A 16,444-nucleotide genomic window follows, 5' to 3' on the forward strand; every position below is an offset into this window, starting at 1 on the left:
TCATGACGCTGCGTTCTGATATTCAGGCCCGCGCCGCCCAGCTGCGGGTCCGCTTTGAGGCTGCTGGCGCGCAGGTGGTGGACACGCCGCTGCTGCAGCCGGCTGGCACCCTGCTGGATCTTTACGGCGAGGACATCCGAGCTCGCGCCTATGTGACCACTGATGCTTTGCGCGGCGAACAGATGCTGCGGCCGGACTTCACCGTGCCGGTGGTAGAGGCGCATATGCGCCATGGCGCGGAGCCTGCGCGCTATACCTACTCGGGCGAGGTGTTCCGGCGCCAGGAACAGGACCCGGACCGGCCCAACGAATATCTGCAGGTCGGCTACGAAGTGTTTGAGCGCGACGATGCGGCTGCGTCTGATGCAGAAGTGTTTTCGCTGTTTGCCCTTCAGGTGCGCGGGCTGCCCCTGCGGGCCGCAATTGGCGACATGGGCATCCTGATGGCGGCGGTGCAGGGGCTGAACACCACGGACAAGCGCAAGGCCGCGCTGATGCGCCACATCTGGCGTCCGCGGCGGTTCCGCGCTTTGCTGGACCGGTTTTCTGGCCGGGTGCCAGTGCCGGAGAGCCGCAAAAAGCTGCTGGAAACCGAAGGGGATCTGACCGGATCAGCCGTGGAACTGGGCAAGCGCCGGGCTGCTGAAGTGCAGGCTCGGGTTGAGGCGCTGCGCGAAGACGCCAAGGCGCCGCCGATTGCCGAGAATGAGCTTTTGGCGCTGGAGGCGCTGATGGCGGTGCGGGAAACCGTGCCTTTTGCCACCGAGCAGATGCGCGACATTGCGGTGGACCTGCCACAGATCAACCCGGCACTGGACCGGCTGGACGCGCGCACTGCGGCGATGAAGGCGCGCGGCGTGGATGTGGAGAACCTCGACTTCGAGGCCTCTTACGGGCGGACCTCGATGGAGTATTACGACGGCTTTGTTTTTGGTTTTTATGCCGAAGCGCGGCCCGATCTGCCGCCGGTGGCCAGCGGCGGGCGCTATGACGCGCTGACCCGGCAGTTGGGAGACGGCGAAGAGATCCCGGCCGTGGGTGGCGTCTTGCGTCCTGATCTGATGCTGCTGCTTGAGGAGACAGGCAAATGACCCTGAAGCTGGGGGTGCCGTCCAAGGGGCGGTTGATGGAAAAGACCTTTGACTGGTTTGCTAAGCGCAACGTAACGCTGACACGGACCGGCTCTGACCGCGAGTATGCGGGCGCCGTCGAAGGCGTGTCGAACATGGAACTGGTGCTGCTGTCCGCAGGCGAGATCCCGCGCGAGCTGGCTGCGGGGCGGATTCATCTGGGTGTCACCGGCACCGATCTGGTTCAGGAGAAGCTGCCACGGTTTGAACAGCAGGTGGAAGGCCTGGCAGAGATGGGGTTCGGCCATGCTGACCTGATCCTGGCGGTGCCGCAATTCTGGATCGACGTGGACACGCTGGATGACCTGGACGCGGCGGCTTCGGCCTTTCGCGCAGAACACGGCCACCGGCTGCGGATTGCCACCAAATACCACCGGCTGGTGCGGGAATTCCTGACCGATGCCGGGGTGGCGGATTACCAGCTGGTTGACAGTCAGGGCGCAACCGAAGGCACGGTAAAGAATGAAACCGCCGAAATGGTGGCGGACATCACCTCCACCGGCGAGACCCTGCGCGCCAACCATCTGAAGCTTCTGAGCGACGGGCTGGTGCTGAAATCGCAAGCAACCCTATGGCGCAGCCGGGTGGCGAAATATGATGGCGATGAAAAAGCGGCGCTGAACACGCTGCTGGACCTGCTGGAGCACCGCAAGTAAGCGCATCCGCCCGCGCGCAGCGCGGGCCGGGCCCAACGCCTTCAAGGCATCTATTGATGCCTGCAAAGGGGGCGGGAGGGCTGCTTTGTGGTTCTGGATGCATGCCGCCTGCCGGGGTGCTCCCGCCTGTTGCTGGAAGCATCTGAAGATACTTCCGCACCAGTTGGGCCGTGCGCCGGGCTGATGCCCGGCGCTGGCGAGGCTGCCGCGGGGGGAGCGGACCGCCTCAGACGACCCCGATTTCCGCCAGCGCCTGAGACAGTTCCAGCGGCAGCGGCTCTTCCTGGCTTTTGCCTGCAGGCAAGTCGGCGGGTGAATCTTCGGATTTCAGGTAGCGCCAGCCCTGGAACGGGCGTTTGGGCGCCGTGTGTGTGCGGTGCAGTTGCGGGTCGAGGATGATGGCACAGCGGCGGATACCGTCTTCACCGGTCACTTCATCCATTCGCAACACGCGCTGGCGGCATTGGATCAGCCCTTTGATCACCCAAAAGATCGAACCGCCGTTCAGGATTTCTGCTTCGCGTTTGGGCCACATCCGGGTCACATGGCGGGGCAGGCCTTCCGGCAAGTCCCGGCTGCGCATTTCCTGCCAGGCCATCAAGCTTTCGACGCTTTCGGTCCCCACCGAGAGCTTTACGAGATTCACGCGTTTATCCACAGGTTCCCCACAGAGTCGTCCAGAGACACACCTTTATATAGTAGTTCGGAGTTTGGCGCTAGCAAGGTATTGTGGTACACTCGGTAATAATTTCTCAACGAACTGCGATTTCAGCGTTGAGAGTTCGACGGTGCATGTAGTATCGAAGCCGCCACCAATACCGCATACACGCTGCCACCCGACTCGAAGGAACATCTATATGAGCCGCTTTGCTGCCCCCATCGCCGAGCAGATCTGGGATATGAAATACCGCTTTAAACAGGCGGACGGCACTCCGATTGATGTGACTGTTGAAGACAGCTGGCGGCGAATCGCGCGGGATCTGGCACGGGCGGAGAAGACGCCGGAAGCCTGGGAAGAGAAATTCTATGGCGCGCTGGAAGATTTCAAATACCTGCCTGCAGGCCGGATCACCGCAGGCGCAGGCACTGCACGGCAGGTAACCCTGTTCAACTGCTTTGTGATGGGCACGGTGCCGGACAGCATGTCGGGCATTTTCGATATGCTGAAAGAGGCGGCGCTGACCATGCAGCAGGGCGGCGGCATCGGCTATGACTTTTCCACCATTCGCCCGCGCGGGGCTGATGTGAAAGGTGTGGCGGCGGATGCCTCTGGCCCTCTGTCGTTCATGGACGTCTGGGATGCGATGTGCCGTACCATCATGTCGGCCGGCTCGCGCCGCGGTGCGATGATGGCCACCATGCGTTGCGACCACCCGGATATCGAGCATTTTATCACTGCCAAGTCCGATTCTGCCCGCCTGCGCATGTTCAACATGTCGGTACTGGTCACCGATGATTTCATGGACGCGGTAAAGGCGGACGGCAGCTGGGAGCTGCAATTCGACGGCAAGGTTTATCACACGGTCGAGGCCCGCGATCTGTGGAACAAGATCATGCAGGCGACCTATGATTATGCCGAACCGGGCGTGATCTTTATCGACCGCATCAACAAGGCCAACAACCTGAGCTACGTCGAGAACATCTGCGCCACCAACCCCTGCGGCGAGCAGCCGCTGCCGCCCTATGGGGCTTGCCTCTTGGGCTCGGTCAATATGGCGCGGCTGGTGGCGGATCCGTTCGAGAAGGGCGCGCATCTGGATCAGAAGGCCATGCAGGATCTGGTCGCCACTGCAGTCCGGATGATGGACAATGTGGTGGATGTGTCCAAGTTCCCGTTGGAGGCACAGGCACAGGAAGCCAAGAATAAACGTCGGATCGGCCTGGGCGTCACCGGTCTGGCGGATGCGCTCTTGATGCTGGGACTGGAGTATGGCTCCGACGAGGCGGCGCGTCAGACCGATGAATGGCTGCACGCGATCGCCCGCGCCGCCTATCTGGCGTCGGTGGAACTTGCCAAGGAGAAAGGCGCCTTCCCGCTGTTTGATGCCGAGGCGTACCTCAATTCCGGCAATATGCTGAACATGGATGACGACGTGCGCGACGCGATCCGCGAACACGGCATCCGCAATGCGCTGCTGACCTCCATTGCCCCAACGGGCACCATTTCTTTGTATGCGGGCAACGTCTCCTCGGGGATCGAGCCGGTGTTCGCCTATGCCTACACCCGCAAGGTGCTGCAAAAGGACGGCTCGCGCACTGAAGAGGAAGTGATCGACTACGCGGTGCAAATGTACCGCGAGAAATTCGGCGCCGATGCCAAGCTGCCCAGCTACTTTGTCAACGCCCAGACCCTGTCGCCTGCGGCCCACGTCAAAATGCAGGCTGCTGCGCAGAAATGGATCGACTCGTCGATCTCCAAGACTATCAACTGCCCGGAAGACATCTCCTTTGACGACTTCAAGGACGTCTACATGCAGGCCTGGGACCAGGGCTGTAAGGGGTGCACCACCTACCGACCGAACGATGTGACCGGTTCGGTCCTGTCGGTGAGCGAGAGCGCCGACACCGCGCCGGGCGAGACCGCCCAGGCGCCACATGAAAGCGGTATCGGTGAAGACGGGGCAGAGGTTGTCTACATGTCCGAGCCGCTGGACCGCCCGCAGAGCCTGGAGGGCCACACCTACAAGCTGAAATGGCCGGACAGCGAGCATGCGATCTATCTCACCATCAATGACATAATCATCAACGGCCACCGCCGCCCGTTCGAAGTCTTCATCAACTCCAAGAACATGGAGCATTATGCCTGGACACTGGCGCTGACGCGGATGATCTCGGCGGTGTTCCGCCGCGGCGGCGACGTGTCCTTTGTGGTGGAAGAGCTGAAAGCGGTGTTCGACCCGCGCGGCGGCGCCTGGGTGCAGGGCAAATACATCCCCTCAATCCTGGCGGCAATCGGCGGCGTAATCGAGACCCATATGGTCAGGACGGGTTTTCTGGAAGGCGAAGGCATGGGGCTGAAGTCGGACCCGCAGGCGCAGGTGGTGAACCTGAATGCCCCGCGCGGCAAGGCCTGCCCGAGCTGCGGGCAGTTCGACATGCAGATGGTCGAAGGCTGCATGACCTGCCGCAGCTGTGGTCATTCAAAGTGTGGATAGGTTTCGCGTAGAGCACTTGTGTCGGACCCATGAATTAACTGCCATTGATGGGGGTTTTCTGCCATTCCGACACGAGGTTAATTGCCATCGGCCGAAATTCGGCCGATGGTTTTGTTTTAAAACAATGACTTATGGGATCCCTGCCTTCTGCATGCTAAAGGGGTGCGTTTTCCCTCTGAAGATCAGCGCCACCTGTTGACTGAAATGGCCGTATTGAGCAGGACTAAAGCTCAAACCTGGCCAGGTTCTTTCCTTCATTTTCCCGAATGCACTTTGTGCCATCGGGAGCCAGACGGCGCGGCGCGCCGGGAAAGGGCCAGCTATGTCCAAGATCAAGTTCATCGAAGCAGAGTTCCACAATGCCGATAAAGACCGGCGGGTTATACGGCAGCGCTTGGAACGGTTCCTGAAAGTGCGTCGCGCGCTCGAACGCGGTATCGCGCCTCCGGACCTGGAGGATCGTGATGACTGTCTTCGGTGGGAAAACGAACTGATGCAGGTTGGTCTGGGGCGCGAAGGTCAGGACCGCGTGGACCGCCGGGTAAGCAGGCTGGCGGAGCGGCGGGCAGCGGCCGCAGGTCTCTCCCACCTCAAGCTAGATGACCGGAGAGCCTTGGAGGTTCTGCGCAACGGTGTGGAGCTGATCCGGATCCGGACAGAGCACCAGGCGGATGAAATCGCCGCCGGGATTCATGCCGACATGCCTTGGATGGCGCCCGCAACTGACTTCCTTTGGAAATCGATGCGGCGCTCGGTCCGCAAAGGTGATGCGGGCTTCCGTCTGCCTCCGGTTCTACTCGACGGACCGCCGGGGATTGGAAAGAGCATGTGGGCCCGTCAGCTGAGCACCGCACTTGGCGTGCCCCGCTGTGGTGTGGAGGCGACCGCGGAGCAGGCGTCGTTTGGTATCGTGGGCTCTCAACGCGGCTGGTCCAACGCGCAGCCGGGGCGTCCTTTGATGACGATCCTGAAGCACCTGATAGCGAACCCGGTTGTCGTTGTGGATGAAGTGGAAAAGGCCGGGGTTGCAACTTCCACCAAAGGAAACAGCTTCGGCCTGACCGAGGGGCTGCTGTCCCTCCTGGAGCCATCTTCTGCAACTTTGTGGCAGTGCCCCTTTTACCAGGTGGGTTTCGACATGTCCTGGATCAGCTGGGTGCTGACCTCCAACACCTTGGTCACTCTTCCAGCCCCTCTGCTGAGCCGCCTGGAGGTCATCCGCCTCCCGCCGGTTTCAGTATCCGAGCTGGCCGAATTTGCCCGCCGTGAGGGTTACCGACGCGGATTGACGCAAGTGTCTGTCGAGGCCGTGGCCGAAGCGTTGGAGATTGCCGGACGCGGTGCGGAGCTGAACCTTCGGCATGTTATCCGGATGCTGACCAGAGGTGAAGTGATGGAGGCGGCTGGGATCCGTCATTGAGCGCGCAGTTTCTCCATCCTCTCACCCTTCAGAAAAGGAGCTGCACATGCCGAGCCAAGACCGATACATCACCGATGAGGTGTTACGCATGGGGCAGACAAAGGCTCAGGCTTCCCCTGAGCAAATCGCCCGCTGCTTCATGTGTGGGCGCCGAAGCAGTTAAGTTGCTAATGGAACGCCTTGCAGCACTTTGGAGGACGGAATAGGTTGATGAGGGGTGATGTGACTTAGTGTTGTTGCGCTAGGTTAGACTTGCGTCCGTCTGATAACTGTAGTTTTGCTATTGTTTGCTACGTTCTTTTGTGAGGCTCTCTCCAAACTGAAGCTTGAATTTGATAGAAAGTGAAGTGTATGTTGAAAAAATATGTTGAAAAACAATATCTTAAGTTTGAGGTTGAAGCGCAATCCTGAGTGTTGCAACCTTCTTATCGAAGACGAATCACTTGAAAGAAGTGCAAATCCCGATATATAGCCGCATCGGCTGATCTTACGTGTATTTTGAAAGCTACTCGCCATGACCGACTTCCTTGCTCACGTTCTGGAGATCAACGGTATCTCCGATCCCGCTGAGTATCTCGAAGAGCGCGAAGCGGATACTGAAATTGCAGAGCACGACTCCGTTGATCTTCAAACAACCGGTAGCGTCGTTTTGGCTGCTGGAAACATTGGTACCCCAGAATATTACAAAGCTAAAGAAGAGGCTCTGTCTCTCCTTTAACGTTTCTTGACGGCGTTAATACATGAATTGCAATATATCGACTGGCATTGCTGATGCCTTGCAGTATCACAATGACCATTTGGTACCTGCGCTGGCTATTGCCGTCGCTGTTGATGGAAAATTTCCGCAGAAAGTTCTGAACGAAATTCGGAATGCTCTAACACACCTTTCTCGAGCAGAGGTTCTCCGAAAGAGTGCGGGAGCAAAAGAAGAAGAAGCTCTCAAAGAGATTGGGTCTGCCTGTCGTCACCTGCAGAGAACAACACTCGACTGTTTGAAAATTGCAGTCATTGCATATGCTGGAAAGTCTGAAACAGCAATGCGCGCATTGCTTGAGGACATTGAGCTCCCAGCTAGTGTTCATGCCAAGTCAAATGAATTGCTTGATCGCAGGAAGTCTCTTTCAGTTTTGGAAGGCCAAGAACCTACTGATAAAGCTGTTTCCCAATATGCTGACCTGTTGATTGTCACTGAGAACTGACCCGGTATTTTCACCGAGATTTGACCCACCCTCAGTTTGCGCCGTGGTCTATGACGCGGTCAATGTTTTGGTCTCCTTCCCTGTTTTCTTTGCAGCCTCGGCGCTGGCCTTGTAGCGGTAGCTGTCGTTTCCTGTTTCGAGGATGTGGCAACGGTGCGTGAGCCGATCGAGGAGTGCAGTGGTCATCTTTGCGTCGCCGAAGACCTGCGCCCATTCTGAGAAGCTGAGGTTAGTGGTGATGATGACGCTGGTGCGCTCGTAGAGCTTGCTGAGCAGGTGGAAGAGCAATGCTCCGCCAGATGAACTGAACGGCAGGTAGCCGAGTTCGTCCAGGATGACCAAGTCGACTTTCGTCAGCATCTCAGCCAGTTTCCCAGCCTTGCCAAGCGCCTTCTCCTGCTCCAACGCGTTGACCAATTCCACGGTGGAGAAGAAGCGCACCTTACGCCGGTGATGTTCGATGGCTTGGACGCCGATTGCTGTGGCTGTGTGGCTCTTGCCCGTTCCGGGGCCGCCGATCAGCACGACATTCTCAGCCGCTTCGATAAACTCGCAGCGGTGCAACTGCCGCACTGTCGCTTCGTTGATCTCACTCGATGCAAAGTCGAAGCCGGTCAGATCCTTGTATGCTGGGAAGCGGGCGACCTTTGTGTGGTAGGCAATGGACCGCACCTCCCGTTCCGCGATCTCGGCCTTGAGCAGCTGCGACAGCATTGGTGTAGCCGCCTCGAATGCTGGCGCCCCTTGGGCAACCAGGTCTTCGACCGCGTTTGCCATGCCATAGAGCTTGAGACTGCGCAGCATTATGACGACGGAGGCTCCTGCTGGATCATGACGCATGGCGCTTCTCCCCAGCTTGTCTCAACCCATCATAGCGATCCACATTGGCCTCTGGCGTCGTTTGCAGTGCCAGTGCGTCCGGAGGGTCGACCTCGGGATGGTCGGTTGGTTTGCGATCAATCAATCGATGCAGCAGGTTCAGGATATGCGTTTTGGTGGGCACGCCCGCTTCCAAAGCCAGTTCTACCGCGCACAGGACGTCTGCCTCGTTGTGCTGAAGAACCAATGACAGGATGTCGACCATTTCCCTGTCGCCACCGTCCTTCCGCAGCATATGATCTTGCAGGCGGCGGAAGGCATCCGGCATTTCTGTAAATGGTGCGCCATTGCGAAGGGCGCCTGGTTTGCGTTGGATAACAGCCAGATAGTGCCGCCAGTCATAAATGACCTTGCCGGGTTTGCGGTGAGAGCGGTCAATGATCCGCGCATGTTCGCAGACCGTGTGCCCTTCAGCCACGATGACCAGCTTCTTGGGATAAACATGCAGGCTGATCCGGCAGTTGGCAAAACTGGCGGGCACGCTGTAGCGATTGCGTTCAAAAGTGATCAGGCAGGTTGGTGATACGCGTTTGCTATGTTCAATGAAGCCATCAAAGGCGGGCGGCAGCGCCATCAGCATGGGCTTCTCGGCTTCCCACACGTCAGCAATAGATCCCGGCAATGCCTTGTGCGCTGTCTCCGCCCACAGCGCTATGCAACGATCTTCCAACCAGTTGTTCAGTTCTTCCAGATCGGCAAAGATCGGCATGACCTGCCACATGCGGTTGCGCGCGTCCTGTACGTTCTTCTCAACCTGACCCTTCTCCCAGCCTGCAGCTGGATTGCAAAACTCAGGCTCGAAGACATAGTGGCTGGCCATCGCCTTGAAGCGTGCGTTGATATCTCGCTGCTTGCCTTTGCCAACGCGGTCCACAGCTGTCTTCATATTATCGTAGATCCTGCGCCCGGGGACGCCGCCGAACACGCGGAATGCATGCCAATGGGCATCGAATAACATCTCGTGCGTTTGCAGCGGGTAAGCCCGAACCAGAAACGCTCGGCTGTGCGATAGCTTGATATGGGCCACCTGAAGCTTGACGCGTTCACCTCCAATATTGGCCCAATCCTCGCTCCAATCGAATTGGAACGCTTCCCCAGGCTGGAAGACCAACGGCACAAAAGTTCCGCGCCCGGTCGTCTGCTCAGCGCGATGTCGGTCATCACGCCATGCCCGAGCAAAAGCGGCCACACGTTCGTATGACCCGTCATATCCCAGCTTCACCAAATCAACATGCATTTGCTTGACCGTGCGCCGCTCTTTGCGAGACTTCCGCGTCTGAGCCAATAGCCACGCGGATAACCGATCCGCATAGGGATCCAGTTTGCTTGGGCGTTTTGGCGTCTTGAAACGCGGCTCAACCGCGCCTTCGCGCAGGTACTTCTTTATGGTGTTCCGAGACAAACCCGTCCGTCGGGCAATCTCGCGTATCGGCATTTTATCACGCAATGCCCAGCGTCTGATGACACTCAAAAATCCCATGTCGATCACTCCAAATCTCCCCAAACAAAAACGTCGGGGCAATGTGTTCACATGGGTCAATTCTCAGTGACAATTTATGGGGCTACCGGGTCAGTTCTCAGTGACAAGCAACACAGCACCGGCCTTCTGTCCGCTCTGCCGTTGACCAAATCTGCCCGGGTCTCGAAGCGCAGCGCTTATGTCGAGGCGTTCCTCGAAATGGAGCGCAATGGGGAAATCAACCGCACCGATGCAGCTATCAAAGCCAACGAAAAAGCTTTGATCGGTTACGCAACGGTGTACGCGGAAAACCTCAATCCTTTGGGCGTTGCCAATCCCGGCAAGTCGGCGGACATTTCGATTCCGCCAAGCCCCCGGACGCTGAGGACCTGGATCAAGGCGGCGGAACTTGATGGTCAGGCGGGTCTGCTGGACGCGATGCATCTGCGCGGGAACCGCAATCGGATCCTGGGGCCTGAGGCGGTTGGTCTGCTGATGAAGGAAGTGCGCGGCTACATGAGCTGTGAAAGGCCGACTATGAAGACGATCCATGAAAATGTTCAGATCGCCTTCGATGACCGGAATGCCGAGCGGAAAGAACGCGGCCTGCCTGCCCTCAATGTGCCTAGCAGGGAAACCACACGCCGCGCGATCCGGTCGCTTGATCCGTTTGCGGTGATCACTGCACGTTTCGGTGAAGCGGCGGCCCGCAAGAAGTTCAAGCCGGTTCTGAACGGGCTTGACCTGACCCGCCCGCTCCAGCGGGTCGAGATCGATGAATGGGAAATCGATTTGATGACGCTGATGCATTCCAGCGGGCTCATCGACCTGTTCAATGAAGAGGAGCGCCTCCAGCTGGGGCTGGACAAGACCAAGAAGCGCTGGACGCTGACGGTGGCGATCTGCTGCACCACCCGCTGCATCGTGGGGATGGTTATTTCCACGGCACCGAAAGCACGAGCCGCGGTGCAAGTGCTCCAGATGGTTGTCTCGAACAAAGGCCAATGGGCTGATCTGGTTGGCGCGCTCGGTCATTGGGACATGTATGGTACTCCGGAACTGATCGTCACGGACTGCGGAATTGCGTTCAAGTCGCAGGCCTTCCGCTTTGCCTGTGCCGATCTCGGGATCACCAAGGAACTGGCAATCGCGGGCTGCCCGGAAGTCCGCGGGACCATTGAACGTGTGTTCAACTCCGTCGCCAAGGACCTTCTTCCCCGCCTGTCCGGGCGCACGTTTTCTGACGTCGTCACCAAGGGGGACGCAAATCCGGAAGAGCGTGCGGCACTGACGCTGGACGACCTGGTCTTCGTTCTCGTGCGCTGGATTGTCGACATTTACCACAACAACCCGCACCGCGGGTTGGGCGGTGAGACGCCCGCGGCATGCTGGCGCCGTTTGATGGGGAAATGGGGCGTCCGGCCGTCTCCGGACATGCGCCGCAGCCGCCTCGTCTTCGGTCACCGGATGACGCGCGTACTCAGCAAGGAAGGCCTGACCGTTCTTGGCGTCCGCTACCATTCGGAACGGCTGGCCGACTGGATGCTGCGCAAGGACAAATGCGATGTCGACGTGCGCTGGCACCCCAAGGACATCGGCGCCATCGAAGTGCGGCTTGGCGGCGACTGGTTCACTGTTCCCGCTATTGATCATGAGCTTGATGGCGTGCCCGCGCAGATCTGGCTGTCGGCCACGCGGGACGTGCGTTCCAGGAACCCCAAGGCAAAGCGGATCAACAGCGAGGTTGTTCAAAAGGCAATCAAGGCGATCTCCGAGCGCAATGCCGAGGCCATGGCGCTGGCCAATCTGGTGGTCGAGGACTGGTCTCCGGAGCGCATTGCGCGCGAGGAAAATCGCATCTTCCGGGGCGTTCAGTTTGGCAAACACAAACCGTTGCAGAAGGCCAAGGACGGCATCGGCAGTTCTTTCCCCGCCCCAGAAGCTGAAACCAGCGGAACCGAGAAAACCGCCAGCAAGAAACCGGCCCCTGCACGCCGTGGAACCAAACCTTCCAACCTGACCATCGAGGACAACTGATCATGACTGAGCAAGCAAAGAAAATCGCCGACACGCTGGAAACCCTGCGCAACCTCCATGTTGGATCTCCCAGGGACGCGGAATTTGCGTCCCACCTCGACCGGCTCCTGAAACGCGATACCTCGGGCAACCTGCTGCCCGAGGCTTTGCGCTTTACGTCCACCGGCGAGACGCGCGGCATCCTGGTGATCGACGGGCCCGGCGGCGGTAAATCCACTTTGGTGGACCGGGGCCTTTCCCGGCACCCTGTGCTCTCCCAGATGCCGGAGGGGCGCCCTCTCTACCTGGATACGGTGGTGCCGAGCCCCGCGACCCTGAAGAGCGTGACGCAGGAGCTTTTGACCCGCAGCGGCTACCCCGTGAAGTCCGGCCGCAGCGAGGTCTGGAGCCAGCTCCAGGTGTTCCGTGAACGGCTCCACTTGCTCGGGATCGCCGTCCTGTGGATTGACGAGGCGCACGATCTGTTCTGTGCCGACCGGAACCTGATCCTCAGGGCGGTGAAGACGCTGATGCAGGGAGAGCACCCGGTGATCGTGATCCTGTCCGGCACCGAAAGGCTCCGGGAAATCATCCGCACCGACGCGCAGGTTAAGCGCCGGTTTTCCACCATCAACCTGAAACCGGTCGCTGTGCATACGGACAAGGAGCAGTTCGCCGCTCTGATCGAGCAGTACTGCGCCCGCGCGGAACTGGAACCGCCTCAGCAGGAGGATCTGGTCGACAGGCTGTTCCATGCCTCCCGCTACAGGTTCGGGCGCTGCATCGAGACCATCAATGCGGCAATCGAGCAGGCGCTGAACCATGGTGAGGCGGCTCTGGATATCTGGCATTTCTCGGAAGCCTGGGCGTTCGACGAGGGGTGCCCGCTCGACCGGAACGTGTTTGAGGTTCCGGAATGGTGGACGATCGACCCGGATGCGTCCGATGAGGAGGAGGAGCCCAGGAAACCGGCCAAACGCAAGCGGAAACAGAGGGCATGACCATGGGCAAGCTGTATCCCTCTCTTCCGTTTGCACCTGGCGAGACGCCGCTGTCCTGGGCTGCGCGTCTTGCCGCCCTGCACACCGGTGGCAGTCTCCGGCCTTTCCTCAACGACATGGACGTGCCGTTCATGCGGCTCGCGGGCGGGCATCCAGACGCGATCCGGCGCCTCTGTGATCTTGCTTGTCAGGACCACAAGGTGGTGGAGCACAACACCATCCGCAGCCTGGACGGCAGGCGTTTTGAGCTGCGCGGCGAGGCGTTTTCCGCGGAATTTCTGACCGGCTCCGTGACTCGCTTTTGCCCTGCCTGCCTTGCGGAGGACGAAAGCGGAGCCAGCCGTCCCCACGCGCGGCGGCGGGGGCGGCTGGAGTGGCTGCTGGCTCCGGTCAGGGTTTGCCCGCGCCATCAGCAGCCGCTCATGGAGCGGCAGCGTGATGCCTGGGACGGCAAGGCCTGGGAACTGCAGTTGCTGGTGCCTGAAACCGGTGCTGCTCTGGAGGCGCTGGCCGAGCCGTTGTCGGCCCGCGCGCCGTCGCCGCTTCAGGACTATGTGCTTGGGCGCTTTGAGGGCGCAAAGGGGCCGGACTGGCTTGATGGCCAGGGGATCGAGCGGGCAGCCCGCACAACCGAGATGCTGGGAGCAGTTCTGAGGTTCGGAACTGATGCGAAGGCTGGCCGCATGAGGCAGATGGACTGGGATGAGGCAGGTCGGGTTGGCTGGGCGTACACGTCCCGTGGGCCGGCGGGTGTCACAAGGGCATTGGACCTTCTCCTTGCAGATGCGCAGGGCCGTTGCGACGGGCGCCTGCGCCGGATCACGACTTACGGCATGCTCTACTCCTGGCTTGCCTCGTCGAAATTGTCCAAGGATCCGGGGCCGATCCGCGATATCCTGCGTGAACATATCCTGGACAACATGGATGTGCAGGCGGGGCAGCCGCTGCTCGGGGAAACCGGGATGCAACCGCGCCGGAGCAGTATCGCGTCATTGGCGGCATCTGAGGCCGTGAATGACGTCACCCTCAAGAATGTGCTCCGGGCCAAAGGTGTGATCTCGGAGACCGAGGCGGAGCTGCCGGGATCCCATGTGCTTGTGGATTACGAGACCGGCAAAACGGTGGCTGCGGAGATGAAACGGGCGGTTGCTGTCACGCTGTTGCCGCAGGTTCTCAATGCGTCCCGGCCTATGGTTGCAGCCTTGATGGACGAAGGGCTGCTGACGCCGTTGCACGACGGCGGGCTGAAACTGGGCAAGATCAGCCGCGCGGTCGATCGTGAGCATGTGGACGCGCTTATTGCCAGCATCGAGCGCATTGCCACTCCCGTCGGCGAGGCTCCCGGCAGCATGGTCAGCCTGGCAAAGAGCGCTGAAATCAGCCGGAAGAAGATGCAACTGGTGCTTTCCGCTGTGTTTGGCGGCCGGCTGCAGCGCGTCATGCGGCTCGAAAATGAGTCCGGCCTCAGCGGCCTCCTGGTCGATCCGCGGGAGGTGAAATCCCTCACTCCGCGCGGGCGGCCTGGCATGAGTACCGGTCTTGCGTTCATGATGCTGGGCATCGGAGCGGCTGCTGGCAAGCGGCTGATCTCAGGTCAGTTCGGCGGGCAGGTTCTGAAAACTGTCAGCGTTCCGGGCGAAGAAAACGCGTGGGTCACGCCCGCCGCCATGGCCTGCTTCCGAAGCAGGTATGTGACCTTCAAAAGCCTTCTGATTGAGGCGAAATGCAAGCAGCCTCAGTTGAAACGGATGCTGGCTGCGCACGAAGTGAAGCCGGCTTTCGACCCGAAAACCCTGGGCGCGATTCTGTATCGAAGGGCTGATCTGCCGGAATCCTTGGAAATCTGACCTTCCAACGCATGCACCACCCAGATTGCCGCCTTCGGGCGGCATTTTTTTGGAACTTTCGATGGCAGATAATCCCGTGGAAAATGGCAGAAAAGCCGCCCCGGCGGGTTTCGCGCAGATATGGTGTGTTTGAAAACAATGACTTACAGGGCGGGCGCGGGCATCAATGGCATTTTTTCAGTGGTCCCGACAACTTGTTTGTCGGATGTGAAAGCTCGCATCAGTTTGCAATTTGACCAGCTTAAACTGCAATTCTGACCACTAAAAGTTTGCCACTGCTCCCTGAGGGCGGTGGCTTTTCTGTTTGCGTACTTCCTGCAATCGTTTCCAGCAGGATTCCAAGAGCGACTCCAAAACGTTGCTTAACGCTGCAATCTTCAAGGATGGTCGAGGAATTGAGGCCGAACTTGGTGATTGGCAGTCTAAATCAGAGTACGGCGCCTGCCCTGCTCCAGAGGTGGTCGCGGGATTTCGGACCAGTAGCTAAGGTGGATCGACTTGTGAAAGAGATGATCCCAAATGATGAAGAGAAAGAACCACTCAGCGGACTTCAAGGCCAAGGTTGCGCTTGAGGCGATCCGTGAAGACATGACGGTGGCAGAGCTTGCAAAGAAATACGGTGTCCATCCGACCCAGATTGGCACTTGGAAACGTACAGCGATCACTAGGTGTTCAGTCCCGGCATCTGGTGGATCGGATCGATGATGAAACGATCTGGCTCTGAAGTCCAGATTTTGCAGATGTATTCGTAGGGCGTGAGGCCGCTGAGAGTTTTGAGTCTGCGGGCAAAGTTGTAGGCAGCCATGAAGTCGCCGAGATGTGTTCGTAACTGATCGTGGCTTTCGTAGTGGTATCGCTTCACTGTCGCCTCTTTGATCGTGCGGTTCATCCGCTCGACTTGGCCATTGGTCCACGGATGGTTCGGTTTGGTCAGGCGATGCTCGATCCCGTTGGCCTCACAGATCATGTCGAAGCGCATCTGCCGGGAGTATACTCTGTTCCGGTTTCGTGGCTGTTCGGCGAACTGGATACCGTTATCGGTCAGGATCGTATGGATGCGATAAGGGACCGCCTTGAGCAAATGTTCGAGGAATTCCCAGGCGGTCTTGCGATCTGCCTTGTCGACGAGGTGGGTGACTGCAAACTTGCTGGTCCGGTCAATGCCAACGAAAAGATACAGCTTGCCCTCCGCAGTCTGCACCTCGGCAATATCGATATGAAAAAAGCCGATGGGGTAGCGCTTGAACCTCTGCCGCTTAGGCTTGTCGCCCCCGACATCCGGCAAGCGCGAGATGCCATGCCGCTGAAGGCACCGATGCAGCGCTGACCGCGTCAGATGCGGGATCGAGGGCTGGAGCGCATAGAGGCAATCATCCAACGGCAGTAGCGTATGCCGCCGAAATGCGACGATCATGGCCTCCTCGGCTTGACTGAGAATGGTTGAGCGAGGCTCTTTCGGCCCTGTTTTGCGATCCTCAACGGTCTCGCGCTTTCGCCACTTGGCAACAGTCTTCGGGTTGATCCCGAGTTCCTTGCTCAGCGCCGCGATCGAAGCTTGCGATCGCTGTATTGCTGCTCTGACAGCGTGCGTGGTCGTGGCGCTCCCGTGACGAACTTGTCCCATAGTGCTTCCTTCCATTCCAAAGAACAGATCGCACCATCAAACCATGGGATCAAACACC

Annotated in this window: 14 protein-coding genes; 10 read left to right on the forward strand and 4 right to left on the reverse strand. The window is 59.2% G+C overall.

The features are described 5' to 3' along the window. Positions 1-2 precede the first annotated feature (2 nt). Both ACP151_RS16365 and hisG read left to right on the forward strand, forming a co-directional pair. Positions 3-1,091 carry an ATP phosphoribosyltransferase regulatory subunit gene (locus ACP151_RS16365; RefSeq protein ID WP_424979969.1) on the forward strand — a complete coding sequence of 363 codons (1,089 nt, stop codon included), beginning with the start codon at positions 3-5 and terminating at the stop codon, positions 1,089-1,091. Next, the gene (gene hisG / locus ACP151_RS16370) at positions 1,088-1,786 is read left to right on the forward strand and encodes an ATP phosphoribosyltransferase (RefSeq protein ID WP_424979970.1); all 699 of its coding nucleotides are present in this window, start codon (positions 1,088-1,090) and stop codon (positions 1,784-1,786) included. The genes ACP151_RS16365 and hisG overlap by 4 nt, the downstream gene beginning before the upstream one ends. A 226-nt stretch (positions 1,787-2,012) precedes the next feature. Here the strand turns inward: hisG and ACP151_RS16375 are convergent, their stop codons facing one another. Continuing rightward, a complete protein-coding gene (locus tag ACP151_RS16375; protein WP_424979971.1) occupies positions 2,013-2,444 on the reverse strand; it encodes a DUF1489 family protein in 432 nt (143 codons plus the stop codon). Positions 2,445-2,643: 199 nt separating this feature from the next. On the opposite strand from ACP151_RS16375, the gene ACP151_RS16380 reads away from it, so the two are divergent. The 4 genes from ACP151_RS16380 to ACP151_RS16395 all read left to right on the forward strand — a co-directional run bounded on the left by ACP151_RS16380 (position 2,644) and on the right by ACP151_RS16395 (position 7,560). Next, a complete protein-coding gene (locus ACP151_RS16380; RefSeq protein WP_424979972.1) occupies positions 2,644-4,941 on the forward strand; it encodes an adenosylcobalamin-dependent ribonucleoside-diphosphate reductase in 2,298 nt (765 codons plus the stop codon). Between the two features lie 322 nt (positions 4,942-5,263). Continuing rightward, a complete protein-coding gene (locus tag ACP151_RS16385; RefSeq protein ID WP_424979973.1) occupies positions 5,264-6,361 on the forward strand; it encodes an AAA family ATPase in 1,098 nt (365 codons plus the stop codon). Between the two features lie 514 nt (positions 6,362-6,875). Beyond that, positions 6,876-7,079, forward strand: coding sequence for a hypothetical protein (locus ACP151_RS16390; protein WP_424979974.1), 204 nt, complete (start codon positions 6,876-6,878; stop codon positions 7,077-7,079). Positions 7,080-7,101: 22 nt separating this feature from the next. Continuing rightward, a complete protein-coding gene (locus ACP151_RS16395; protein WP_424979975.1) occupies positions 7,102-7,560 on the forward strand; it encodes a hypothetical protein in 459 nt (152 codons plus the stop codon). A gap of 48 nt (positions 7,561-7,608) precedes the next feature. Here ACP151_RS16395 and istB read toward each other — a convergent pair whose 3' ends face one another. After that, the gene (gene istB / locus ACP151_RS16400) at positions 7,609-8,400 is read right to left on the reverse strand and encodes an IS21-like element helper ATPase IstB (RefSeq protein ID WP_348453577.1); all 792 of its coding nucleotides are present in this window, start codon (positions 8,398-8,400) and stop codon (positions 7,609-7,611) included. Then, entirely contained in the window at positions 8,390-9,919 is a 1,530-nt protein-coding gene (gene istA / locus ACP151_RS16405) for an IS21 family transposase (RefSeq protein WP_424979981.1), read from the reverse strand. Before istA ends, istB begins: the two co-directional genes overlap by 11 nt. A gap of 141 nt (positions 9,920-10,060) precedes the next feature. On the opposite strand from istA, the gene ACP151_RS16410 reads away from it, so the two are divergent. From ACP151_RS16410 to ACP151_RS16425, 4 genes are all read left to right on the forward strand, one after another. Further along, the gene (locus ACP151_RS16410; protein ID WP_424979976.1) at positions 10,061-11,935 is read left to right on the forward strand and encodes a Mu transposase C-terminal domain-containing protein; all 1,875 of its coding nucleotides are present in this window, start codon (positions 10,061-10,063) and stop codon (positions 11,933-11,935) included. Positions 11,936-11,937: 2 nt separating this feature from the next. Next, positions 11,938-12,915 (forward strand): TniB family NTP-binding protein, encoded by a 978-nt coding sequence (locus ACP151_RS16415; protein WP_424979977.1) that lies wholly within the window; start codon positions 11,938-11,940, stop codon positions 12,913-12,915. After that, complete coding sequence (locus ACP151_RS16420; protein ID WP_424979978.1) at positions 12,912-14,762, forward strand: TniQ family protein; 1,851 nt, start codon at positions 12,912-12,914, stop codon at positions 14,760-14,762. Before ACP151_RS16415 ends, ACP151_RS16420 begins: the two co-directional genes overlap by 4 nt. Positions 14,763-15,284: 522 nt before the next feature. After that, positions 15,285-15,467: a transposase gene (locus tag ACP151_RS16425; protein ID WP_424979982.1), complete on the forward strand. Its 183-nt coding sequence runs from the start codon at positions 15,285-15,287 to the stop codon at positions 15,465-15,467. Here ACP151_RS16425 and ACP151_RS16430 read toward each other — a convergent pair. Beyond that, positions 15,427-16,386, reverse strand: coding sequence for an IS481 family transposase (locus tag ACP151_RS16430; protein ID WP_424978291.1), 960 nt, complete (start codon positions 16,384-16,386; stop codon positions 15,427-15,429). The two genes, ACP151_RS16425 and ACP151_RS16430, sit on opposite strands and share 41 nt — an antisense overlap. Between the last annotated feature and the right edge of the window lie 58 nt (positions 16,387-16,444).

This window comes from Leisingera sp. S232 (assembly GCF_049800895.1).
Taxonomy (GTDB): Bacteria; Pseudomonadota; Alphaproteobacteria; order Rhodobacterales; family Rhodobacteraceae; genus Leisingera.